Here is a 21,498-nt window from a genome sequence, read left to right on the forward strand (position 1 = left end):
CTATTAGAAAGCTAGAATAAATACTATGGAAATGATTGTTGCTGCGGCATGTTGTAGTGTATTGGTCTCGATTTTGCTGAAATACTTAAAGGCAAAGGGATTCGATGTTTTTCAAATGATTGCGTGGAATTATTTGAGCGCAAGCCTTTTATGTTTTTATTGGTTTAAAACCGATATTACGCATATCTCATTGAATCATACCCCTTGGTGGTTAATTCTTATTTTAGCAGTGCTATTACCCAGCATATTTTTATGCTTGGCAAAGTCTTTGCAATTTGCAGGCATCCTGAAAACAGAAATTGCACAACGGCTTGCAGTTATACTGTCGTTATTAGCTGCCTATTTTATTTTCGGAGAGCAATTTAGCCAATTAAAATTAATTGGTGTGGTGCTGGGGATCATTGCGATTTTAGCGATTATTATTGGTCAGGCCACAGAGCAGGCAAGTAAAGGCATGAATTTAAAATCAGCCTTGTTTTTGTTTAGCGTCTGGGCCGGTTATGCTGCTGTAGATATATTACTTAAATATAGTAGTAGTTTAGGTTTACAGTTTGCAGTCACACTGAATTTAACTTTTATTGCAGCTTTTATTTTATCCATTGTTTATATCGCAATTACTCAACCGAATTGGCAGCCTAAAAATATTTTTACAGGTTTATTTTTAGGTGTACTCAATTTTGCCAATATCGCCTTATATGTCAAAGCACATATGATTTTCAAAGAAACGCCAGCCATTGTTTTTGCTGGTATGAATATCCTTGTGGTAGTACTTGGCGTTATCAGTGGTGTTGTATTATTTAAAGAACGCTTAAAAGCTTATACCTGGATTGGATTGATCTGTGGTGTAGTTGCAGTCCTGTGTTTAGCCAAAGCAATGATGTAAAGCGATTTGGTTAAATTTGATGGAAGTAAAATTATGACTGGTAAGAGACTGAGTAAAGAAGAGCGCAGACAACAATTGTTGCAGGTGGCTCGTTCAATTATTCGAACTCAGGGTGTAGAAGCCCTAACTCTGGGATATTTAGCAGAGCAAGCAGGTATAACTAAGCCAATTGCATATCGACATTTTATTGACCGTGAAGGGTTACTGATTTCGATTTATCAGGAGTTTGATGATAAACAGACTGCAGAGCTTAATCGGTCTCTAGCCGTTGAAGCAAAAACCTTGCAGCAAACCATTCATATTTTTTGCGAAGCTTATTTAAGTTGTTTTATTTCAACTGGTCCTGAGGTTGGATTGGTGATTGCTGCTTTGTCTGGTAGTGATATCTTGCAAAACTATTTTCAGCAATGTCAGCAAAAATTCACCGAAATTTTTAAACAAAGTATGCATCCATTTATTCAATTGGATGGAAAAGAGGGTGAAGCGATCGTAATTGCGATCATGGGCTTGATTGAAACAGTATCGACAGCAGCAAGTAAAAATCAAATTGATGCATTGACTGCACAGCAGGTGATGGAAAATTCACTTTTGGTTATTTTACAAGATTATTCAGCTGCCGAAATATAGGCATCAAAAACCGAGTTGACAGCACAAGTTACTATTGGTAACTTGTGTGAATCATCTATTCGGAATGGTTCTATGTCTAATTCAAATAAACTTCAGCATGCTTTGATTGTCATAACACATCCAGATACACAATCACTTTCTCATCAGATTGCACAGCATATTTCTCATGATTTAGCTGAAAAGGGAGTTTCAGTCGAAATTGCCGATTTATATAAGGAAGGTTTTCAAGCTGTGATGACGCTTTCTGATATTGAAGCTTATCGAGGCCGCAAAGCTGTAGATGCCGATGTTCAATTTGAACAAGTGCGCTTTGATCGTGCGGATATTGTCTATTTTATTTTTCCTGTGTATTGGTGGTCGGTTCCTGCCTTCTTAAAGGGCTGGTTTGAACGTGTATTTAGTCAGGACTGGGCCTATAAATACGATGAACAGGGAAGTCTATTGGGTACTCTAAAAAATATTCCAGTCAAACTCATTGGGACTGCAACAGGGACGCAATCTGGATATGATCGGCACGGTTATACACAAGCGATTCATAAACAAATCGTGGAAGGCGTTTTTGCCTATTGTGGGATTGATGATGTTCAAACATCAATGTTATTTAAAGCAGATTTTATTCAGGCCGATGAGCTAAAGATTTTCTTTGACGAATTAGACCAGTCTGTTTTAAGTCAAGCTCAATTCAATACGAATGCATAATATTGAGCCCTAATAATAAGATTTAATTGATCATTATTAGGGCGTTCATTCAATAAATGTTTTATAGACGAGTAAAAACAACATCATCTGGTAATCGTGATTTTGGTAATTTGGCATTGAAATCACTGTCACTGCGATAACCAAGTGAAACAATAACAGATGCTTTGAGCCCTTTTTCAGCTAAACCAAATTCTTTATTAATGAGTTCTCTATCAAACCCTTCCATAGGTGTTGCGTCGATTCCTTCCAGCCCTGCGGCAAAAAGGAGTTGTCCTAATGCTAGATAGGTTTGGTTTTCCATCCATGCAGGAAGATTTTTAAGTTCATTACGATAGAATTCGACATAACCAGAACGGGTGTCACGTTGTCCTTGTTTGGCCGTTTCATCTTTGAAACGACCACTGACATCATCTTGCTGTAGTAATTGTTCTAAATATTCTGCTGAGATATCAGTACGCGTACAAAAGACCAAGGTATGTGAAGAGTTTAGGACTTTAGCTGCGTTATAGATGTAATTGCCTGTCAATGCTGATGCGATACGTTGTTTGGCTTGATCTGTTTCAGCAATTAAAAAATGCCAAGGTTGAATATTTACCGAAGAAGGGCTGAAACGTAAAATTTCGAGTAGTTTTTCAAATTGTGCTTGAGGAATTTTTTTCTCTGCATCATAAGCTTTTGTGGCATAACGTGTTTTTGCTGTAGCTAAAGTATCCATCCGTCATTAACTCGGTTTAAAAATTTAATTTATTCTACTTGATCTAAATTTCACTGAAAGTAGCTAAATGTGATTTCTATATAGATTTAAGTCGTATGTGCGTGAGTTAGAGCGTCAAAAGCTCTGATATACTGCAAGGAGGCAAAGCTGATCAATGTCTAATAAAAATTACTGTGATTAAAAAGCAGGTAAAGAGTGAGTTGGACTGCAAAAATGATTAATAAAACCACTGTTTAAAATCTAATTGAAAATTTTCTTGCTCATTCAGCTCTAAAATCCAAGCTGAATCTGCTCGCCAATCACCTAAAACAATACGTTGTTTATTCAATACTAGATGAATTTCAGGGCGATGGGTATGACCATGAATTAAATAATCGACTTGAGTAATGGCATTTTCGACTGCTTTTACATTTACATCCATAACGTCATAGCTTTTCAGCTGTTTGGTTTCGCTACTTTTTTTACGAAACCCATTGGCCAGTTTTTGTCTAACGCTGAGAGGGAGGCTTTTCAGAAAACCCAGTAATAGTGGGTTTCGAATCACTTTGCGAAAACGCTGATAGGCAACATCATCGGTGCAGAGTGCATCGCCATGTTCCAGTCGGAAGGTATACTGCTGAATATTGAGGTTATAAACATCAGGTAGTAAAATACCATTGAATTGATTCAGGAATTTTTGACCTAAGGCAAAATCACGGTTTCCCACTTGGAAATAAACTTGATTATTTGCCGCAGTAAATGTTTGTAATGCACTGACAATTTCATCTAACCAAGGTGCAGTGTAATCGTCACCAATCCAAGCATTAAACCAATCACCTAAAATATAGAGTTGAGTGTCTTTATCTTGGTATTGTTTCAATAAAGCCAAAAACCCTCGAACGAGTCGAGGGTGATCAGGTGACAAGTGTAAATCTGAGATAAACAGGTAGGTCACACTTTTATCCTTTTAAATCTCCCTAAGTCCCTCTTTAAGAAAGAGGGACTTTCCTCCCTTTATAAAGGGACTTGCGTAGCGATGCTACTCAGGAGGGATTATTATTCAGAGATAATTTTAGCAGATTCGATGACAACATTCTCTAAAGGTACATCTGCGTGATAACCACGGTTACCAGTACGCACACCTTTGATTGCTTCTACAATATCAAGGCCTTCAACAACTTTACCAAATACTGCATAACCCCAACCTTGAGCTGTTTTACCAGTGTGGTTCAAGAAAGAGTTATTTTTAACGTTGATAAAGAATTGAGCAGATGCAGAGTGTGGAGCTTGAGTACGCGCCATTGCAATTGTGCCTTCATCGTTGCTTAAGCCGTTATCAGCTTCGTTTTCGATTGAATCACGTGTTGCTTTTTCTTTGAAGTTTTCGTCCATGCCACCGCCTTGGATCATAAAACCATCAATCACACGGTGAAAAATTACGCCGTCATAGAAACCGTCACGTACATATTCTAAGAAATTTGCAACCGTTTTTGGTGCTTTTTCAGCGTTAAGCTCAAGAACAATACGACCTTTGTTGGTGTTTAATTCGACTTGAGGAAAACTCATTACATTAATCTCCTAAACATGGGCAAATTGACCATGGGTTTTTGGTTGAGAGAAGCATAAGCAAACTGTAAACTACAAGGCAAGTAAAAAACGTTAAAATCTTTCAGAAAAAGCAAAGATTGCGTTTTTATTTCCCTTTTTTAACTGTAAGAAGTGATTTACACCCTATGAAGCCAAATGATGTTGTTTCTGAACTGCCAAAGACCCCGACGCCGAATACTCATGCCTCTGTCGATGCCGCGCAGCAAGAACAACAGGCAGGCTTAGACTTTGTTCGTCAAGTCATTACCGAAGATCTGAAAGAAGGTCGTACTCAAAAAGTAGTTACCCGATTCCCGCCTGAGCCGAATGGTTATCTGCATATTGGTCACGTAAAAGCAATTTGTTTGAACTTTGGTATTGCCGAAGAGTTTGAAGGTTTGTGTAATTTACGTTTTGACGATACAAACCCTGATGCTGAAGAACAAGAATATGTTGATGGTATTGCCAACGATGTGAAATGGTTGGGCTTTAACTGGAATGGTGAGCCTCGCTACGCTTCTGGTTATTTCGATCAGCTTTATGCATGGGCTGTTCAGTTGATTGAGCAAGGTGATGCTTATGTTGATTTGCAAACCCCAGAAGAAATTAAGCTGAACCGCGGTAATTTCGTTGAACCTGGTAAAAATTCACCGTACCGTGATGCAACCGTTGCCGAGAACTTGGCACGTTTTGAGCAAATGCGAAATGGTGAGATTCAGGAAGGCGGTGCGGTTTTACGTGCCAAAATTGATATGGCCAGTCCGAACGTGCATATGCGTGATCCGATTCTTTATCGTGTATTGCATTCAGAGCATCATCAAACGGGTGATAAATGGAAAATGTATCCAATGTATGACTATGCTCATCCATTGTCAGATGCAATTGAAGGCATTACTCACTCACTCTGTACTTTAGAATTCCAAGATCACCGTCCATTCTATGACTGGATTGTAGAGAAAGTTCATTCACAAGCTGTACCACGTCAGTACGAGTCTTCACGTTTAAACGTCGATTACACCATTACCTCTAAACGTAAGTTACGTAAATTGGTAGAAGGTCATCATGTACAGGGGTGGGATGATCCACGTATGCCAACCGTAGTGGGTATGCGTCGCCGTGGTTTTACACCGGAAGGCTTACGCGATTTCTGTAAGCGTGTTGGCGTTTCCAAGACTGATGGTATTGTCGATGTGGCTATGCTTGAGTTCTGTATTCGTCAGTCATTGGAAAATGCAGCGGCTCGTGGCATGGCAGTACTGAATCCACTGAAAGTGACTTTAACCAATTTACCAGAAGAGTTAGATTTAACCCACGCACGTCATCCAAACGTAGATATGGGTGAACGCATCATTCCTTTAACGCGTGAACTTTATATTGATCGTAAAGACTTTGAAGAAGTGCCGCCTAAAGGCTTTAAGCGTTTGATTCCTGATGGTGAAGTACGTTTACGTCATGCCTATGTGATCAAATGTGATGAAGTCATTAAAGATGCCAATGGTGAAGTGGTTGAGCTTAAATGTTCAATCGATCCTGAAACTTTAGGTAAAAACCCAGAAGGTCGTAAAGTAAAAGGTGTGATTCACTGGGTATCGGCAAGCAAAGGTGTGCCTGCGGAAGTTCGCATTTATGACCGTTTATTTAATGAAGCTGCGCCAGATGCAGATGATGATTTCCTAGCACACCTGAATCCTGAATCATTAAAAGTCGTTCAAGCGGTGATTGAACCTGCTTTGGCTCAAGCAAAACCTGAAGATCGTTTCCAGTTTGAACGTGAAGGATATTTCGTTGCGGATCAACATGATCATCAAACGGATAAACCAGTGTTTAACCGTATTCTTGATCTGAAAGACAGCTTCAAAGCAGACAAGAAATAAGTTTAAAGTTATTTCTTCTGAGTGAAAGATTGAATTAAGACTAAAAAGCCCAATCATTGAATTGGGCTTTTTTATTTAGTGTTTGAAAGTATTGATTTTAAAACGTCAAATTTTCTAAGAAAGTTTGCACAACTGCTCGACACTGCTGCTCTAATTGGGCTGCATAAGCCTGATTATCTTGTCTCAGCTGAGGAATAGATAAGCCCGCATGGCGTATTTCACAGGTGTGACCAATCAACCATTTTTCAAAATTCTGCTCAACAACTTCTAGATGAAATTGTAGAGCCAAAATATTTTTGCCTATAGAAAATGCTTGGTTTGGATAGATTGCAGAACTGGCCAGCAAAGTGCTGTTCGCTGGTAAATCAAAAGTATCACCATGCCAGTGCAATACCTCAACATGTTCAAGTGCGGCTAAGGGATTATGTTCAACCGCTTTAATTTCCAACTGACTCCAACCAATCTCTTTTTGGTGTCCTGCATAGACTTTTGCACCCAGTGCGTGTGCAATCAACTGTGCGCCCAAGCAAATCCCAATGGTGGGTTTGTTGGCTTTTAAACGCTGTTTCAAGCCTTCAATTTCATCGATGAGAAACGGATAGTCTTCAGTTTCATAAACGCCGATTGGGCCACCGAGGATCACGGTCAATCCATCATAGTTGAGTGCAGGAGTTAAATCATCGACACCCGCCTCAAAATAACGGACGCGAAAACCCAGCTGATAAAAAATATCTTCTAATGAACCTAAATCTTCAAAAGCAAGATGTTGAATCGCGTAGATTGTTTTAGGTAATGATGCTGCAATGGTATTCATGATATTTAAAGTCACTGATTTATTTGTCAATTAAGGCATTTTTTGTTCAAGCCACACAAACAGATCTTTGTAAACTTGAGCGCGTACAGGTGGAGCAGAAAGCACAAGATCATGCAAGCCATTGTGGATTGCCAGCGTTTGCACGTCACCTTTCATTTTCTTGGCATTATGAGTCATGTCTTTCACATCAAGAATGACATCACTCTGTTGAGCAGCTTTACCCCATTTTCTAGGGTTGTTTGACTGGTGTGAATGCATAATCAAGGTTGGAACACTTAACGTTACGCCTTGATGGATTTCTTTTTGCGCCTCATGAATGGCACGAACGAAACACAAATGCACAAAAGGCATGGTTTTAGGTTTCCAATCTAGATTGAAATCCCATTCACCGTAGAAATCTTTATGTAAGCTTGGGGTATACCATTGATTTAATCCACTTGGAAATTTTCCATTGGGTAAGCGTTTCCCAACTTCACTGAGTAGCGGAATACCGACTTTTTTCTCAATCATGCTTTTATAAAAATCATAAAAAGGACTATTTGCCCATACTGCCTTAATCAAGCGGTGATCTGGATAATGAGCTGCGTATAGAGTGGTAATTAAACCACCTGTTGAATGCCCTGACAGTAGCACTTGATTGTGATTTTCTTGCCCAATAATTTCGAGCGCTTTACTGATTTCGGCATCGTATTCACGTAAATCAAGAACATAGTAAAATTTTTGATGCGGAAGTCTTGAACGGCCATATTTTCTGAGGTCGAGCGCATAAAAATCGTAACCATGTTGATTAAATTGCTCAGCCATTTCCTTTTGAAAAAAATAGTCTGCAAAACCATGTATATATAAAACTGCCTTTTTGGTCGCTTCAGCAGCCTTCTTGCGAACCAAGGTGGCAACAACTTTTCCATCATAATCATCAGCGAAATTCATAGTGAGCTGCTGATAATCTTTACCTAGTATATCTGGTTGATATGTATAGAGATTTGAAGTAGTCATTTTTATATATCAAGTCCGAATTCATTAACAAACACATTAAATGAAAACCCTTGGAAGTCAATGTAAATATGCGATACCAACAGTTCAACTACAATAGGTTATCGAACCATTGAACGTGATTTGGATGAGCTTTAGATTTTTATTTTTAGCAAAAAATCGGTAAGCTATGTGCTGTTGTTTTTGACTGAAGAAATTATGAAACAAGAGACTGCACTCAAGTTACTCAAAGCTGGGGAAAATGTTTTTTTAACGGGCTCAGCAGGTGCAGGAAAAACCTATACGCTTAATCAGTACATTCATTACCTCAAAGCACGTAAAGTGCCTGTTGCGATCACGGCATCGACAGGGATTGCGGCAACGCATATGAATGGCATGACTATTCATACTTGGGCTGGAATCGGCATTAAAGATCGTTTGACAGATGATGACCTTAAGCGGATGAAAGAGCGTAAATATTTAAAAGAGCATTTAGAAAATGCCCAAGTATTGATTATCGACGAAATTTCAATGCTACACGCCAAGCAATTGAATTTGGTTAATCAGGTGCTGAAATACTTCAAAGAAAGTGATGAAGCATTTGGAGGGATTCAAGTCATTGTAGCGGGGGACTTCTTCCAGTTACCGCCAGTGGGTAAAAAGGATGAAAGCAATCGTGATAAATTCTGCTTTATGTCAGATGCCTGGGTTGAAGCAAAATTCCGTGTTTGCTATTTAACCGAGCAACATCGTCAGGATGATGAAATTTTAAATCAGATTTTGAATGCCATCCGCGCACAAAATATTCAAAGCAATCATCTCACCGCATTGCAGCAATCTCGTCAGCACGATATTGGCGAAACCTTTACACGTTTATATACGCACAATATGGATGTCGATAATATTAATTATCAACATCTGAATGAAATTGATAATGAAAGCCATCAGTTTAATGCTGTGGTCGACGGCAACGAAAAGTTAATGGAAACCTTAAAATCTTCAGTGCGCGCACCTGAAGAATTGACCTTGAAAAAAAATGCCAAAGTCATGTTTGTCAAAAATAACTTTGATATGGGCTATATCAATGGCAGCTTGGGTGAAGTCATTGGCTTTGAAGAAGATGATAAACAGGGTATTCTGCCTAAAGTAAAGTTGACTGACGGAACAACCTTTTTAGTTGAACCTGAAACATGGTCAATTGAAAATGAAGCAGGTAAGGCAATTGCTAGTTTTCAGCAGATTCCTTTACGTTTGGCTTGGGCAATCACCATTCATAAAAGTCAGGGCATGACGCTGGAAGCCGCAGAGATTAATCTCACCCATACTTTTGAGAAAGGTCAGGGTTATGTGGCTTTGTCGCGCTTAAAGTCACTGACAGGACTTAAGCTACTTGGTTTTAATGATCAGGCACTGGAATTGGATAGTCTGGCAATCAAAGCCGATCGCCGTTTTCAGGAGTTATCGACGGAAGCTGAAGTCAATTTTGAAAATATAGATTTAACCACTCAACATAATGCATTTATTCGTCATTGTGGTGGCACATTGAATGCCACTGAAATCGCACGTAATGAAAAGAAAATTGCCAAAGGGGCAAAACAGAATTACGCTGCTGCGACTTTAGATGAGACCCGCGCTTTATTTGAAGATGGTTATGAAATTGAGGATATCGCGCATGAACGTGGTTTAACCCCTGCAACCATTATTAATCATCTTGCACGTCTGCATAAAGAACAGGGTTTAGATATCTCTGTGGCAAATCCAGGCGATGAAGTGATTGAAGAGGTTCGTAAGATCTATAAGCGCTTGCATAAACGTAAAAATCCAGAGCACTTTACCGATGATGGTTCAATAAAACTGCGTCCAATCGTGGAAGCAACCAGCCCACGTATGGCTTATGATCAAGTCCGTTTAGCGTTACTCTTTATTGAATAGGAAAAATAAAAATGCCTCATCTGATTGCAAACTATTCAGCCAATTTAACTGAATTGGATCCGTATAAACTCTTGCAAGATATCAATGTTGCGCTAATTGAAACTGATTTATTTATTGCCCATGATATTAAGTCACGCGCGTTTCAAGATGAGGTGTTTTTAATTGGCCTGAATGATACTCAAGAAGCCTATATTCACTTAAAATTGTATTTATTGAGTGGAAGGACGCAACAACAAAAACAAACTGTCGGTACAGCTCTGTTGAATCGACTAGAGCGCAAAAGCTATATGCTGTCCGAGGCCAGATATCCAATTCAGTTGTGTGTTGAAGTGATCGATATGCCTAAAGAAAACTATTTTAAGGCAACGGTTTAATTTGATTTGAAAATTCGCAATTCTGATCAAGTTTACAGGATATGAATCTGGCAAATTAGCTTTCATCAAATGATTGAGTTAAATGTATGACGCTAAATGATCAGAAGTTGCAGCGCGTATGTGAATATATCCAACAGCATTTAGATGATGAGCTTGATTTGGATCGCTTAAGTCAGGTTGCATCCTTATCTAAATTTCATTTCCACCGCATTTTTTTAGCAAATATCGGTGTGAATGTGATGAAGTTTATCCAATTATCCCGTCTGAAACGGGCATCATTCCAACTGGCGTTTTCAGCTGATATTAAAATTATTGATATTGCCTTGCAGTCTGGTTTTGAGAGCCCTGAAGCATTTAGCCGCGCATTTAAACGTTCATTTGATCAAACTCCAAGTGCTTTTAGAGAGCAGCCGCATTGGCCGTCTTGGCATGAAAGGTTTGTTTTTTCTTTACCTCCGAGAGAAATCATGATGAACGTTAATATTGTAGAAAGAGCCGAAGAGAAGATTGCATTCATATCACACTACGGTGCCCCGGAACGTGTCTTTGAAACGGCAGCACAATTTATTCAGTGGCGCAAAGAAACGGGATTATCTCCTGTAGTAAAAAGTCATACTTACGGTATTCCATTTTCTGACCCTGAACAGACTCTAAGTGATGAATTCCGTTTTGATATTGCTGGAACAATCACGGCGGATATCACTAAAAATACATATGGTGTAAGCACAGGAACTCTTCCCAAAGGCAACTATGCCGTGGTTCGGCATTTGGGTAGTCACGATAATATTAAAGACAGTGTTTACTATCTATATCGGGACTGGCTGCCACAATCAGCCCGTGAAGTAGGGGATTTTCCCGTCTTTTTTCACTATCACAACTTTGTTCATGATGTAGATGAATGTGATTTGATTACAGACATTTATTTATTATTAAAGTAAGCCTGAGGCTCTGCTGTGAAGCAGAGCTATACAATTTTAATGTCCACATACTGCTGGATTAAATTGTCATCGAGCATATGGACATAATCTAAAAATGCGACATTAAAGCTTCCTACGGTTTGCGCATGCTCATAGGCAAGTTTCCCTGCGATGGCAAAATGGATATGTGAAGCCAGCGCGGCAATACTGGCTGTGCTCACCGCATGGTAGGCTGCTGTTAAAGCGCCCAATGCACAACCTGTTGCGGTAATTTTAGGTTGTAAGTAACAACCGCCATTAACTTGGATGACAGTATTAAACTGTTTGGAAATGATGTAATCCGACTCACCAGAAATGGCAATGCATTCAGAATGCTGTAACAGGCTTTTTGCCTGAGCATAGACATCATGGCTATTCAAAGTGCTATCTACGCCTTTAGATTGGGCTTGGTTACCTGCCAATGTACTAATTTCTGAAGCATTGCCACGAATAATGCTTGGCTTAAATTGTAAAAGTTGCTCGATGGTCTCACTACGCCATTTTAAAACAGGGCCGTATCCGACAGGATCAAGTACCCAAGGCAACTGATGTTGATCTGCGGTCTTGGCTGAAATCAACATGGCTTGGGTTTGTTCTGTCGTTGGCGTTCCGACATTAATACTTAAAGCTGAACTGATTTTTGTGAAATCTTCTGCTTCAAATGGATTGTCGATCATGGCTGGTGATGCGCCCGCTGCAAGCAAAATATTGGCAACATAATTATTTGCGACACTATTGGTAATGCACTGCACTAATGGGGTTTGTTGTTGTAAGGCTTGCCAAGCTTCTATGACTTGATCAATCAGTTGTTGTTTCTGTGACATGACACATCCTTCATAGGTATTGATTTGGGTATGGGTGTTTAATGTGTGAAATAATGATCTTGATGTTTGCAGCGACGGCAGATCAATGAGACATAATCTTTTGCATCATAATCGACAATTAAATCGTTTGAACCACAATACATACAGCGTTTAACTGAATAAAAATTTAATCGCGGTTCGATTTTTCGCCAAGACTTCCAAACAGGCTGAATAAAAATACTTTCGTCATAACCCAAAAATTTAAACAGCAGTACTTCACTCATTTTACTAAAAGGAATGGTGTAGGGCCTTGGCAGGGTTGTGGTTTCCCAACGTTCTGCTAATGCGCGCTCTCGATACTGTTCCAGTGTTTTTTTCAGCAAGTTAGTGTTGATAAATTTATCATTTCTTGGCTGCAAGGCTTTCTGTTTATACAGATATTCTAGTGCGGTTTGGATCAAATAAAAAATTTGACCTACTGCTAAGCCTTCCATTAAACGATAGCAAAAAGCTTGGAAGCTACGATTTCCTGCAATTTGAATGCCCCAAGTGCGACAGTAAAACTGCATAAATTGTACGATTTCTTGGTAAAGCACCAAATATAGGGCGTCTTTTACTTCATCTGTGGTTTTAAATGGAATACCTAAACTGAGATTTTCATAGAACCATTGGCGTAGCTGATGTGTGACACTAAACAGGCTAGGATCTGAATAGCCATCGAGGCGCAGATTAAGGTAAAAATGTTCAGTTTCTAAATTATCATTTTGTGGCTTAAAAACACCTAATTTTAATAACTCTTGGACTAAATGGTTCTGAAACAAATAGTTTGGGGTAAAGTCATGATATTTAATATTTTTCCAATGAATCAATTCATCATGTTGGACATCCTCACGGGCATAACTGTCCAAAAGACTCAGTAAAAATAATTTATGTAAAAAGCTGAGTTGATTCAGACTATAAATCACTTCGTCTTTGATTTTGTATTTGCGTTGTTCTTGTAAAATCGTCTGTTGGGTTTGCTTTTTCCGTTGAGCTGTACATTGTGGGCAATGGCAACTCAGTTTGCTGTCACTTTTAAAGACACGGTGTTGGCAATGGCTACATTCATGGAATTGCAATTCTTGGCTGTATTGTTCTGCCTCAATCCAGAACATAGAGGCTTGGCACAGCGGGCAATGGCTACTTTCATCTAACTGTTTCTGTAGAATCTGTAAATCCATTGATGTTAAACCTGTAACCATTAAAAAGAGAATTATACATGCTGTACCAGCAGAGTGATGCAAAGTTTATAGATGGATCCAAATTAAGGCTAAAATGTGACTGAATTGGATGAAATCTCTATCAAAATAGAAGCATATTTCAGTATGAATGATGAATGTCCTAATATGTGCAGCTAGGTTGGGTTTTATAAATTTACTCGTATTGTCACATGGATTTAAATCAGTAGCGTATATCAGCAAACATTAATTTTAAAATATGTGAACTGATTAAAATTTTGTTTGATTTTAGATAGTTAAATATAGCTTGGCTGTGTTGACTGTAGATGAACATTAGACTAAAAATGGAACTACAGACGGATCGATTTTGCATTACGGAGCTTATTATGCAAATAAACTCACTCATGAAAGGATTCATGGGCATCTCCTTGGGATTGTTCACGACAATTAGTTTTGCTTCTACACCTGAAGGGTTTTGGAAAAGTATTGACGATCGTACAGGCGAGCAACTCTCCATCGTAGAAATCAAGAGGAAACCTGATAATACCTACACAGGAACGATCGTATATCGCTATCCTGTTCCAGGTGGTGGCACAGTTTTGACGCATTGTGTGAAGTGTCCTGAACCATTTAAGAACAAGCCGATTCAAGGTTTACAAATTGCTTGGGGCTTAAAAGAAGATCCAAAGAATCCAAATCAATATATTGATGGACGAGTTTTGGAACCCAAAACAGGTAATATCTATAAAGGTAAGGCGCAGCTCAGTGCAGATGGTAAGCGTTTGCGCATGCGTGGCTACATGGGAATTTCTGCGTTGGGCCGCACTCAAGTCTGGATTCGTACCGATAGTGCAAATCCTTAAACTATTGCTGTTTTTTAGAAAGCCTAAACGACTCGTTTAGGCTTTTTTGTTTGTGCTAAAGAGTTTTAATTATCGTGTCGAGTTTAGCATCCAGATCAGCTATTTCTTATACAAATGAACGCAAGGGTACAGTGTAACTTGTGTAAAAGTGTGATAATTTCCGTCCATTAAACCTATAAAGATGAATAGGTTACTTTTTAAAGACGGGGTTAATATGCTAAATCGAATGCTCATGAATGGAATCATGGGGCTTACTATCGCTTGTGCAAGTACAACAACTTTTGCTGCATCTATTGAAGGCTATTGGAAAAGTATCGAAGAACGAACTGGGGAGCAACTCTCTATCGTAGAAATCCGTAAGGGAAATGACGGTCGTTATCATGGGAAGATTGTTTATCGTTATCCAAATTCGCATGGTATTGCGTTGACGAACTGCACCAAATGTGCAGCGCCAAATACCAATAAACCGATTCTTGGGCTGGAAATTTTATCGGGCTTTAGGGAAGATCCAAATAAGCCTGATTCATATATTGATGGTCGCGTGCTAGAACCGACTTCTGGCCGTGTCTATAAAGGCAAGGGTGTTGTTACTGGAGAAGGAAAACGTCTTCGTATGCGTGGTTATATGGGTGTTTCTGCATTGGGTCGTACCGTAGTGTGGTTGCGTACGGATAATGCAACGCCTTAATTGAAAATAAAAAAAACCTCGAATTCGCTTCGAGGTTTTTTTTATGGTTAACGTGAGTGGTTAAACAGGGCATGGTAAATTTTCGTCCTCCTGACCGATTTTTTTGGCTGCAATAAGTGCTTGGACTTTTTTACTCGGCAGTTTTTCTTTGCCTAGTGCATCATATGTATTCACAATGTTGGTCACTTCTAAGCTTGTCAATTCAATTCCTTCTGCTGTTAAAAAAACTGAAATTACATGATGATCTACGCCAGCTTTAGCCAGATCATGGATTGCTTTGATGTTCTCTAAACGATATAGATGTGCTTTTAATTCCATCGTCATAACCCTCGCTTGTTTTATTGTATTTACCTAGATTGGCATATAGAGTTAAGCAATAACCGTGCACAAAATGTAAAACTCAGGAAAAAAATGTAAGTTGCGCGATAGAACGCAATTGGTTCTGTAGTTTTTATTTAAGAATGGAAAACGATGTTGTAATTTTGTCTAAATGATCGGGTAATTTGCAGATCAAATTTGAAAACCTGAATAGCAAACCCAATAAAATTATTAAAACTGATACCGAGCCGTAAAGACAGGTTTTATAAGTTGGCGTATGATCTGATTGAGTCCATGGTTATTTCACCGATGCTGATGACAAAAAGTGATTTGTCACATGATTTTAGGTGATACAAGGCATGATTTGTGCAACTGAATGACTTTAATCAAGAAGTCTTGCGAACAAGACCATCTAAACGACATGATGAAAGATAAGGAATACTGATGAATATTGCTGCACAACCTCCCGTACAAGCAGATCAAACCATTTACCTCAAAGATTATCAAAAGCCATCTTTCTTGGTTGAATCAATTAATTTAGATATTCAAGTCCATGATAGTCATGCGATTGTTGACTCTACTTTGGTGATGAAGCGTCAGACAACTGGTGCCTTGGTGCTTCTAGGGCGTGATCTTGAGTTGAAGTCAATTCAACTGAATGGGCAAATCCTGAGCGCAGCGCAATATGATTTAGATGATGAGCAATTGGTGATCACCGATGCACCAGATCAGGTCATTTTGCAAATTCAAGTGGTGATTCATCCAGAGTCAAATACGCAGCTTGAAGGTTTATATCAGGCGGGAGATTTATTTGTTACTCAAAATGAGCCAGAAGGTTTCCGCAAAATTACCTTTTATCCAGATCGTCCGGATGTGCTGGCTGAATTTACCACGCGTGTAGAAGCAGATAAAAAATATCCAGTATTGCTCGCAAACGGGAACTTATTGGAAACAGGTGATGCAGGTAATGGTCGTCACTTTGCAATCTGGCAAGATCCGACCAAGAAACCAAGCTATTTATTTGCCTGTGTGATTGGTGATTTGGCGGTGCTTAAAGATCGTTATACAACGTCGGAAGGCCGTGATGTAGCATTAGAAATCTATGCAATTGAAAAAGATATTCCAAAATGTCACATAGCCATGGAAGCATTGAAGCATTCAATGCGTTGGGATGAAGAACATTATGGTCGCCCTTATGATCTCGATAACTATATGATCGTTGCGGTGAGCCAGTTCAATATGGGCGCAATGGAAAATAAAGGTTTAAATATCTTTAATACCTCGTGTGTACTTGCGGATGAAGAATATACGACTGATGCCGCAATTATGCGGGTACAGTCGGTGATTGCACATGAATATTTCCATAACTGGACAGGCAACCGAATTACTTGTCGCGATTGGTTCCAATTGTGTTTAAAAGAAGGTTTAACGGTTTTCCGTGATCAGTCTTTCTCTGAAGATTTACAATCAGCCGCCGTGCAACGCATTGATGATGTTGCTGTTTTAAAATCACATCAGTTCCCTGAAGATGCGGGTCCTTTGTCACATCCACCACGTCCAGACCATTTTGTTGAAATCAATAACTTCTATACCGCGACAGTGTATGAGAAGGGGGCTGAAATTAACCGCATGATGGCGACTTTGCTTGGTAAAGAAAAATATCGTCAAGGCACAGATGAATACTTCCTGCGTCATGATGGGCAAGCTGTTACGGTTGAAGACTGGGTTGCTGCATTGAGTGCAGGCTCTGGTGTTGACCTTTCCAATTTCCTGACGTGGTATAACCAGCCAGGTACGCCAAAGTTGGAAGCAAAAGGTGAATATGATGCTGCTGCACAAACGTATCGTTTGAGTTTCAAACAAAGCTTAAAAGTACATCCTAAATATCCAAACTTAAAGGCTGTACCTATTCCTGTGGCTTTGGCATTGTTCAATGCCAACACAGGCGAACAATACACGTTGCACAGCACAGATTTGTTTGTAAATGACGTTAAAGATGGTGTGTATTTATTTGATCAAGATGAGGCAACAATTGAATTTACAGGGATAACTGAACAACCTGTTGCTTCGTTATTGCGTAATTTCTCAGCGCCAGTCAATTTGGTATTTGATTATTCTGATGATGATCTTGCGTTCTTGATTCAGCACGAAACCAATGGCTTTAACCAATGGCAAGCGACACAGACGTTGTTGGAACGTATCTTATTAGAAGATCATAAAGCTGATATTTATATTCAGGCGATTCAAAGTACGTTACCAGAATTGGTTAAGAAAGATCCATTATTGGCATCACGTTTATTTGATGTCCCAAGTGAAAATTATTTGGGTAGCCGAATCGATCAAGATTATGAGCCTGAACTGGTCCGTGAAAAGCGTGAAGCAGTGCTTGATCGTTTAGCACGTGACTTAGGAGCATTCTGGAAAGAGACCTATTTGGCTTTAGATCCAGATTTGCAGAAAGAATTTTCTTTAGCCATGGGTGTGCGCGCACTCAAAAATATCATGTTGAATATGCTGGCACGTCAAGGGGATGAGTCTGTATTTGATTTGGCCTATGCGCAATATCAACAAACAGGGAACATGTCTGAGCGTTTAGGCGCATTACGTGTTTTGGTGTGGAATGACGCGCCACAAGCACAAGTGGCATTAGGCGATTTCTATAACCGCTTTAAAGATGAAGCCTTGTCTTTAGATCAATGGTTTAGTATCCAAGCTTCGAATCCATGTGCGACAGCGGAAACTATTGAATACCTCACTAAACATGCCGATTATGATTTGGGCACACCAAATCGTATTCGTGCTGTGAGTGGTGGTCTAGCGGCAAATCCTGTGAATACATGGAGCTTTGGTGTCGATCACTTTATTGATCTTGCTGCATATTTGGATGAAAAAAATCCAATTTTAGGTTCTCGTTTACTGCAAGTTCTGTCTCGTTGGTACACCTTGGCGGAACCGCAGCGTTCACAAGTACAACAGGCACTCAAAGCATTACAACCGAAAGTAAAATCTAAAAATGTTGCGGAAACATTGAACAGTTTATTAAGTATTTAATAGGCCAGTAAAATGTATTAAAAAAGGATGCTGTCAGGCATCCTTTTTTATTTGACAATTGTAATTGTCAGAAATAGTATGGAAATCATTCGAACGCAACGGATGACTGAGATGGAAATAAAAACAATCACATTACCAACACGTCAAATCGAAGTTGAAGTGTATACACCTGCACAAACGACGGAAAAGGCACCTGCGATATTATTGCTGCACGAGTTATTTGGCATTTTGGATGTCTATCGTGAAGACGCCCAAGACTTGGCTGATCGTGGCTATTTGGTTTACGTGCCCAACTTATTTAGCGGTGGTGCAGTGAAATACTGTATCCGTGCAATGGTGAGTAAAGCAGGGCGAATCAACGCGGCTGACAGTGAGGTCAATCAAGAAATTCATGTTCTACTGGATGGGCTCAAAGCAGATCCGAGATGTAATGGCCGTTTAGGTATGCTCGGACAATGCTTAACGGGTGGCTACGTCATACAAATGGCCAAACGTGACGACATGCTGGCACCTGTGGTATATCACCATTCTTTGGGGATTCAGGGGGCAGGTGTTCCAAACAAAGAATCCTTGGATGAGGTCCGAATACTACAGGGGCATTGGTCGACGGTAGATCCATTTTGCCCAGCAACCAAGCGTAATAAACTGATTCAGCAACTAGGTGAACGTGTTGAAGCCTATACCTATAATATGCCGCATGGTTTTCGTAGCGTGAGCCGTGGTATGCCCGAGGCCCGAGTGGTATGGCAACGTACGCTTGATTTTTTTGATCGAGAATTAAAACAAAACACAATATAAATCATTGCAACAACAGGTTATTATTTATCAATATTTTATAGAAATAAAAAAGAGAGGGGAATATATGTCTCAACAATATGCATACGCGGGCTTCTGGATACGTGTTGGTGCAGCGATTATTGATTCAATCATTGTGATCGTTGCCATGATTCCATTAACCATGATTTTTGGTGGTGGAAATACCACTGTTGCGTCTGATGGTTTCTCATCATTTCAATTTATGTCTACCGCAGATTGGATATGGCAAATTCTTGCCGCCGTATTTTACATTTTCTGCTGGATTAAATTTGCAGGAACACCGGGTAAACGTTTATTGCGTTTAAAAGTGTTGGATGAAAAAACGGGTGAAAATGTGACTGTTGGGCAAGCCATTATTCGCTACATTGGTTATATTCCAGCAACTTTGGTGTTTTTTATTGGTTTAATCTGGGTGGCTTTTGATTCTAAAAAGCAGGGTTGGCATGACAAAATGGCGAAAACAGTTGTGGTAAAGGAACTGTAATTTAAATTTGTTTTAATGCTTTTGCTGAGCTTTGCAATAAAAATTTCATAAAATAGGACTTGTGAATCAGTTCGCATGTCCTATAATGCCGTTGAGTTTATTCACGGAGATCCTAAATGGGAAGTTGTTCGAGGTTCGGGTTTAATAATGGATTAAACCAAAGCGAATACTGAGCAAGTTAGCCTTTTAGGTTGGCTATCTTGCAATGAGATAGCTTTGATATAAATCATTTTCACCCTTCTATAAAATTTTGCTGTATTCACAAAATTTATTGTATTGACTGCAACCTGTTTAGTTTCTCACCTAAAAATGGGGAGAAGCCTATGTTTTTTCACGCTTCCATTCAATGGTTTGCTGTTCTCAACGTATTTATATTGTGTGGATTGTTGTTCACACAAGAGAGTAAGGCTGGTCCACTCATCAATACAGATGATGTGTCTATTACTACAGCACAGCATTGTCAGCTAGAAAGTACTTATCGTTACAACAAAGATCGAACTTGGTCCTATCAAGTTGTACCTGCCTGTAACCTCACTCAGAATTTGGAGGTTTCATTGGGGTATCATTCAAGTAAAGACATTGATCAGATTCATGGTTTTTCAGCTCAAGCGAAGTCCATTCTAAAGCCAATGGACAATGATTGGGGTGTTGCCAGTAGCTTGCTGCTATCACGTGATGATGTTTTGCATCATGGTGGTGATTTGGACTGGTTTTTTAATGTTCCTGTGAGTTTCCAGCTTTTAGATCAACGTTTAGCTTTGGATACCAATGTAGGCTATCAGCATGCCGATGAACGCTTGCTACGTTGGGGCGTTGCCTCAACCTATACTGTGTCAGAGCGCGTTGGCCTAACACTTGAAACCTATAATCAAGATCGTCAAGCACCATTCTTCCAAACTGCGGTGCAGTATAGTCTTATTCCGAATATTCTCACCTTAGAAGCATCATTTGGTGATCGCTTACATCGTTTGAAACAGCATTGGTTTGGGCTGGGTATAAGTTATACGCTATCTTCATAATTGCCTTAAATTGAGTTTATCCCTCATTAAAATTATTGATAATAAATAGGTGTAAGATGCAATTAAAATTTTTACAGAATATTGATTTATCAAATATCGCAGATACCTTGATCAGCCTGTCTGCCGCGTTCATTTTAGGTGCGTTAATCGGACTGGAACGCCAGTATCGACAACGCACAGCAGGATTGAGAACCAATGTTCTAGTTGCTGTTGGTGCTGCCATCTTTGTTGATATTGCAACCAATTTGACGGGTGCAGAAGGGGCAGTCCGTGTGATTGCCTATGTGGTATCAGGCATCGGTTTCTTGGGCGCAGGTGTCATTATGCGTCAGGAAGGCAATATTCATGGTTTAAATACGGCTGCGACACTTTGGTGTTCAGCAGCGGTTGGAGCTTCTGCAGGTTCGGATTTGATTATTGAAGCGGTGTTGGCCACTGGATTTATTTTAGCGGCAAATACGTTATTAAGACCGATTGTCCATGTGATTGACCGTCGTCCAATTGATGATGACACAGAAGTTTTACATGTCATCTATATTATTTGCGATCGCAGTCAGAGTAAGGTGGTGATGGACGAGTTGAATCTAACATTAAAACATCATAATTATCCTGCCAAAGATATTGATGTCACGCCATTTGGTGAAAAAGAAGTTGAAATTGAAGTGACTTTGATTGCTACCTCAATTGAAGCCGAAGAAGCACAGCATATTATTAATCATCTCAATGCCATGCCACAAATTAGACAAGCATTTTGGGATAAGAATGCAATCAATTAGCCGTATTCTCCCTATTCTAAAGTATTGAATTGGGATGCATTATCCCATAAA

The 21,498-nt window shown here is 39.5% G+C and carries 22 protein-coding genes; 14 read left to right on the forward strand and 8 right to left on the reverse strand.

Features of this window, described 5'->3' with window-relative positions; genetic code table 11:
* The first annotated feature begins 25 nt into the window (after positions 1–25).
* The 3 genes from F909_RS07050 (at position 26) to F909_RS07040 (ending at position 2,209) form a co-directional block, all read left to right on the forward strand.
* Positions 26–883 carry a DMT family transporter gene (locus F909_RS07050; protein ID WP_005152061.1) on the forward strand — a complete coding sequence of 286 codons (858 nt, stop codon included), beginning with the start codon at positions 26–28 and terminating at the stop codon, positions 881–883.
* A gap of 33 nt (positions 884–916) precedes the next feature.
* On the forward strand, positions 917–1,510 hold the full coding sequence (locus tag F909_RS07045; protein ID WP_005152064.1) for a TetR/AcrR family transcriptional regulator: 594 nt from the start codon (positions 917–919) through the stop codon (positions 1,508–1,510).
* Between the two features lie 72 nt (positions 1,511–1,582).
* Positions 1,583–2,209 carry an NAD(P)H-dependent oxidoreductase gene (locus tag F909_RS07040; RefSeq protein ID WP_005152066.1) on the forward strand — a complete coding sequence of 209 codons (627 nt, stop codon included), beginning with the start codon at positions 1,583–1,585 and terminating at the stop codon, positions 2,207–2,209.
* Between the two features lie 61 nt (positions 2,210–2,270).
* Here F909_RS07040 and nfsB read toward each other — a convergent pair whose 3' ends face one another.
* From nfsB to F909_RS07025, 3 genes are all read right to left on the reverse strand, one after another.
* A complete protein-coding gene (gene nfsB, locus F909_RS07035) occupies positions 2,271–2,924 on the reverse strand; it encodes an oxygen-insensitive NAD(P)H nitroreductase (RefSeq protein WP_005152068.1) in 654 nt (217 codons plus the stop codon).
* A 217-nt stretch (positions 2,925–3,141) separates the two neighbouring features.
* Positions 3,142–3,858 (reverse strand): UDP-2,3-diacylglucosamine diphosphatase, encoded by a 717-nt coding sequence (locus F909_RS07030; protein ID WP_005152071.1) that lies wholly within the window; start codon positions 3,856–3,858, stop codon positions 3,142–3,144.
* 101 nt (positions 3,859–3,959) lie between these two features.
* On the reverse strand, positions 3,960–4,469 hold the full coding sequence (locus F909_RS07025) for a peptidylprolyl isomerase (protein WP_004661403.1): 510 nt from the start codon (positions 4,467–4,469) through the stop codon (positions 3,960–3,962).
* A 167-nt stretch (positions 4,470–4,636) separates the two neighbouring features.
* On the opposite strand from F909_RS07025, the gene F909_RS07020 reads away from it, so the two are divergent.
* A complete protein-coding gene (locus tag F909_RS07020; protein ID WP_005152074.1) occupies positions 4,637–6,364 on the forward strand; it encodes a glutamine--tRNA ligase/YqeY domain fusion protein in 1,728 nt (575 codons plus the stop codon).
* A 97-nt stretch (positions 6,365–6,461) separates the two neighbouring features.
* On the opposite strand, the gene F909_RS07015 is transcribed toward F909_RS07020, so the two are convergent.
* On the reverse strand, positions 6,462–7,178 hold the full coding sequence (locus F909_RS07015; protein ID WP_005152076.1) for a glutamine amidotransferase: 717 nt from the start codon (positions 7,176–7,178) through the stop codon (positions 6,462–6,464).
* Positions 7,179–7,208: 30 nt separating this feature from the next.
* Complete coding sequence (locus F909_RS07010) at positions 7,209–8,174, reverse strand: alpha/beta hydrolase (protein WP_005152078.1); 966 nt, start codon at positions 8,172–8,174, stop codon at positions 7,209–7,211.
* Positions 8,175–8,369: 195 nt separating this feature from the next.
* Here F909_RS07010 and F909_RS07005 point away from each other — a divergent pair, with 195 nt between their 5' ends.
* The 3 genes from F909_RS07005 to F909_RS06995 all read left to right on the forward strand — a co-directional run bounded on the left by F909_RS07005 (position 8,370) and on the right by F909_RS06995 (position 11,394).
* Positions 8,370–10,082 (forward strand): AAA family ATPase, encoded by a 1,713-nt coding sequence (locus F909_RS07005; protein WP_005152079.1) that lies wholly within the window; start codon positions 8,370–8,372, stop codon positions 10,080–10,082.
* Positions 10,083–10,093: 11 nt separating this feature from the next.
* On the forward strand, positions 10,094–10,456 hold the full coding sequence (locus F909_RS07000; RefSeq protein WP_005152081.1) for a 5-carboxymethyl-2-hydroxymuconate Delta-isomerase: 363 nt from the start codon (positions 10,094–10,096) through the stop codon (positions 10,454–10,456).
* Between the two features lie 86 nt (positions 10,457–10,542).
* Positions 10,543–11,394 carry an AraC family transcriptional regulator gene (locus F909_RS06995; protein ID WP_005152083.1) on the forward strand — a complete coding sequence of 284 codons (852 nt, stop codon included), beginning with the start codon at positions 10,543–10,545 and terminating at the stop codon, positions 11,392–11,394.
* A 26-nt stretch (positions 11,395–11,420) separates the two neighbouring features.
* Here F909_RS06995 and thiM read toward each other — a convergent pair whose 3' ends face one another.
* Both thiM and F909_RS06985 read right to left on the reverse strand, forming a co-directional pair.
* On the reverse strand, positions 11,421–12,236 hold the full coding sequence (gene thiM / locus F909_RS06990) for a hydroxyethylthiazole kinase (RefSeq protein ID WP_005152084.1): 816 nt from the start codon (positions 12,234–12,236) through the stop codon (positions 11,421–11,423).
* 38 nt (positions 12,237–12,274) lie between these two features.
* Complete coding sequence (locus F909_RS06985; protein WP_005152085.1) at positions 12,275–13,435, reverse strand: hypothetical protein; 1,161 nt, start codon at positions 13,433–13,435, stop codon at positions 12,275–12,277.
* A gap of 383 nt (positions 13,436–13,818) precedes the next feature.
* Here F909_RS06985 and F909_RS06980 point away from each other — a divergent pair, with 383 nt between their 5' ends.
* Together F909_RS06980 and F909_RS06975 are read left to right on the forward strand one after the other, a co-directional pair.
* Complete coding sequence (locus F909_RS06980; protein ID WP_005152087.1) at positions 13,819–14,295, forward strand: DUF2147 domain-containing protein; 477 nt, start codon at positions 13,819–13,821, stop codon at positions 14,293–14,295.
* A 214-nt stretch (positions 14,296–14,509) separates the two neighbouring features.
* Positions 14,510–14,983, forward strand: coding sequence for a DUF2147 domain-containing protein (locus tag F909_RS06975; protein ID WP_005152089.1), 474 nt, complete (start codon positions 14,510–14,512; stop codon positions 14,981–14,983).
* A 60-nt stretch (positions 14,984–15,043) separates the two neighbouring features.
* Here F909_RS06975 and F909_RS06970 read toward each other — a convergent pair whose 3' ends face one another.
* Positions 15,044–15,301 (reverse strand): hypothetical protein, encoded by a 258-nt coding sequence (locus tag F909_RS06970; protein WP_005152091.1) that lies wholly within the window; start codon positions 15,299–15,301, stop codon positions 15,044–15,046.
* A gap of 444 nt (positions 15,302–15,745) precedes the next feature.
* Between F909_RS06970 and pepN the strand changes: the two genes are divergently transcribed.
* The 5 genes from pepN (at position 15,746) to F909_RS06945 (ending at position 21,447) form a co-directional block, all read left to right on the forward strand.
* Positions 15,746–18,352: an aminopeptidase N gene (gene pepN / locus F909_RS06965; RefSeq protein ID WP_005152093.1), complete on the forward strand. Its 2,607-nt coding sequence runs from the start codon at positions 15,746–15,748 to the stop codon at positions 18,350–18,352.
* A gap of 111 nt (positions 18,353–18,463) precedes the next feature.
* A complete protein-coding gene (locus tag F909_RS06960; RefSeq protein ID WP_032878181.1) occupies positions 18,464–19,150 on the forward strand; it encodes a dienelactone hydrolase family protein in 687 nt (228 codons plus the stop codon).
* Between the two features lie 64 nt (positions 19,151–19,214).
* Positions 19,215–19,652 carry an RDD family protein gene (locus F909_RS06955; protein WP_005152095.1) on the forward strand — a complete coding sequence of 146 codons (438 nt, stop codon included), beginning with the start codon at positions 19,215–19,217 and terminating at the stop codon, positions 19,650–19,652.
* A gap of 323 nt (positions 19,653–19,975) precedes the next feature.
* A complete protein-coding gene (locus F909_RS06950; RefSeq protein ID WP_005152096.1) occupies positions 19,976–20,671 on the forward strand; it encodes a hypothetical protein in 696 nt (231 codons plus the stop codon).
* A gap of 56 nt (positions 20,672–20,727) precedes the next feature.
* Entirely contained in the window at positions 20,728–21,447 is a 720-nt protein-coding gene (locus F909_RS06945) for an MgtC/SapB family protein (RefSeq protein WP_005152097.1), read from the forward strand.
* Positions 21,448–21,498 lie beyond the last annotated feature (51 nt).

Origin of the sequence: Acinetobacter sp. ANC 3929, assembly GCF_000369405.1 — a bacterium.
In the GTDB taxonomy this organism is placed as follows: Bacteria; Pseudomonadota; Gammaproteobacteria; order Pseudomonadales; family Moraxellaceae; genus Acinetobacter.

Bases quoted from the DNA above. Each gene is read 5' to 3' on its own strand.
- F909_RS07050 (WP_005152061.1), top strand. From the start codon at position 26: ATGGAAATGATTGTTGCTGCGGCATGTTGTAGTGTATTGGTCTCGATT.
- F909_RS07045 (WP_005152064.1), top strand. From the start codon at position 917: ATGACTGGTAAGAGACTGAGTAAAGAAGAGCGCAGACAACAATTGTTG.
- F909_RS07040 (WP_005152066.1), top strand. From the start codon at position 1,583: ATGTCTAATTCAAATAAACTTCAGCATGCTTTGATTGTCATAACACAT.
- nfsB (WP_005152068.1), bottom strand. From the start codon at position 2,924: ATGGATACTTTAGCTACAGCAAAAACACGTTATGCCACAAAAGCTTAT.
- F909_RS07025 (WP_004661403.1), bottom strand. From the start codon at position 4,469: ATGAGTTTTCCTCAAGTCGAATTAAACACCAACAAAGGTCGTATTGTT.
- F909_RS07020 (WP_005152074.1), top strand. From the start codon at position 4,637: ATGAAGCCAAATGATGTTGTTTCTGAACTGCCAAAGACCCCGACGCCG.
- F909_RS07015 (WP_005152076.1), bottom strand. From the start codon at position 7,178: ATGAATACCATTGCAGCATCATTACCTAAAACAATCTACGCGATTCAA.
- F909_RS07010 (WP_005152078.1), bottom strand. From the start codon at position 8,174: ATGACTACTTCAAATCTCTATACATATCAACCAGATATACTAGGTAAA.
- F909_RS07005 (WP_005152079.1), top strand. From the start codon at position 8,370: ATGAAACAAGAGACTGCACTCAAGTTACTCAAAGCTGGGGAAAATGTT.
- F909_RS07000 (WP_005152081.1), top strand. From the start codon at position 10,094: ATGCCTCATCTGATTGCAAACTATTCAGCCAATTTAACTGAATTGGAT.
- F909_RS06995 (WP_005152083.1), top strand. From the start codon at position 10,543: ATGACGCTAAATGATCAGAAGTTGCAGCGCGTATGTGAATATATCCAA.
- thiM (WP_005152084.1), bottom strand. From the start codon at position 12,236: ATGTCACAGAAACAACAACTGATTGATCAAGTCATAGAAGCTTGGCAA.
- F909_RS06985 (WP_005152085.1), bottom strand. From the start codon at position 13,435: ATGGATTTACAGATTCTACAGAAACAGTTAGATGAAAGTAGCCATTGC.
- F909_RS06980 (WP_005152087.1), top strand. From the start codon at position 13,819: ATGCAAATAAACTCACTCATGAAAGGATTCATGGGCATCTCCTTGGGA.
- F909_RS06975 (WP_005152089.1), top strand. From the start codon at position 14,510: ATGCTAAATCGAATGCTCATGAATGGAATCATGGGGCTTACTATCGCT.
- F909_RS06970 (WP_005152091.1), bottom strand. From the start codon at position 15,301: ATGGAATTAAAAGCACATCTATATCGTTTAGAGAACATCAAAGCAATC.
- pepN (WP_005152093.1), top strand. From the start codon at position 15,746: ATGAATATTGCTGCACAACCTCCCGTACAAGCAGATCAAACCATTTAC.
- F909_RS06960 (WP_032878181.1), top strand. From the start codon at position 18,464: ATGGAAATAAAAACAATCACATTACCAACACGTCAAATCGAAGTTGAA.
- F909_RS06955 (WP_005152095.1), top strand. From the start codon at position 19,215: ATGTCTCAACAATATGCATACGCGGGCTTCTGGATACGTGTTGGTGCA.
- F909_RS06950 (WP_005152096.1), top strand. From the start codon at position 19,976: ATGTTTTTTCACGCTTCCATTCAATGGTTTGCTGTTCTCAACGTATTT.
- F909_RS06945 (WP_005152097.1), top strand. From the start codon at position 20,728: ATGCAATTAAAATTTTTACAGAATATTGATTTATCAAATATCGCAGAT.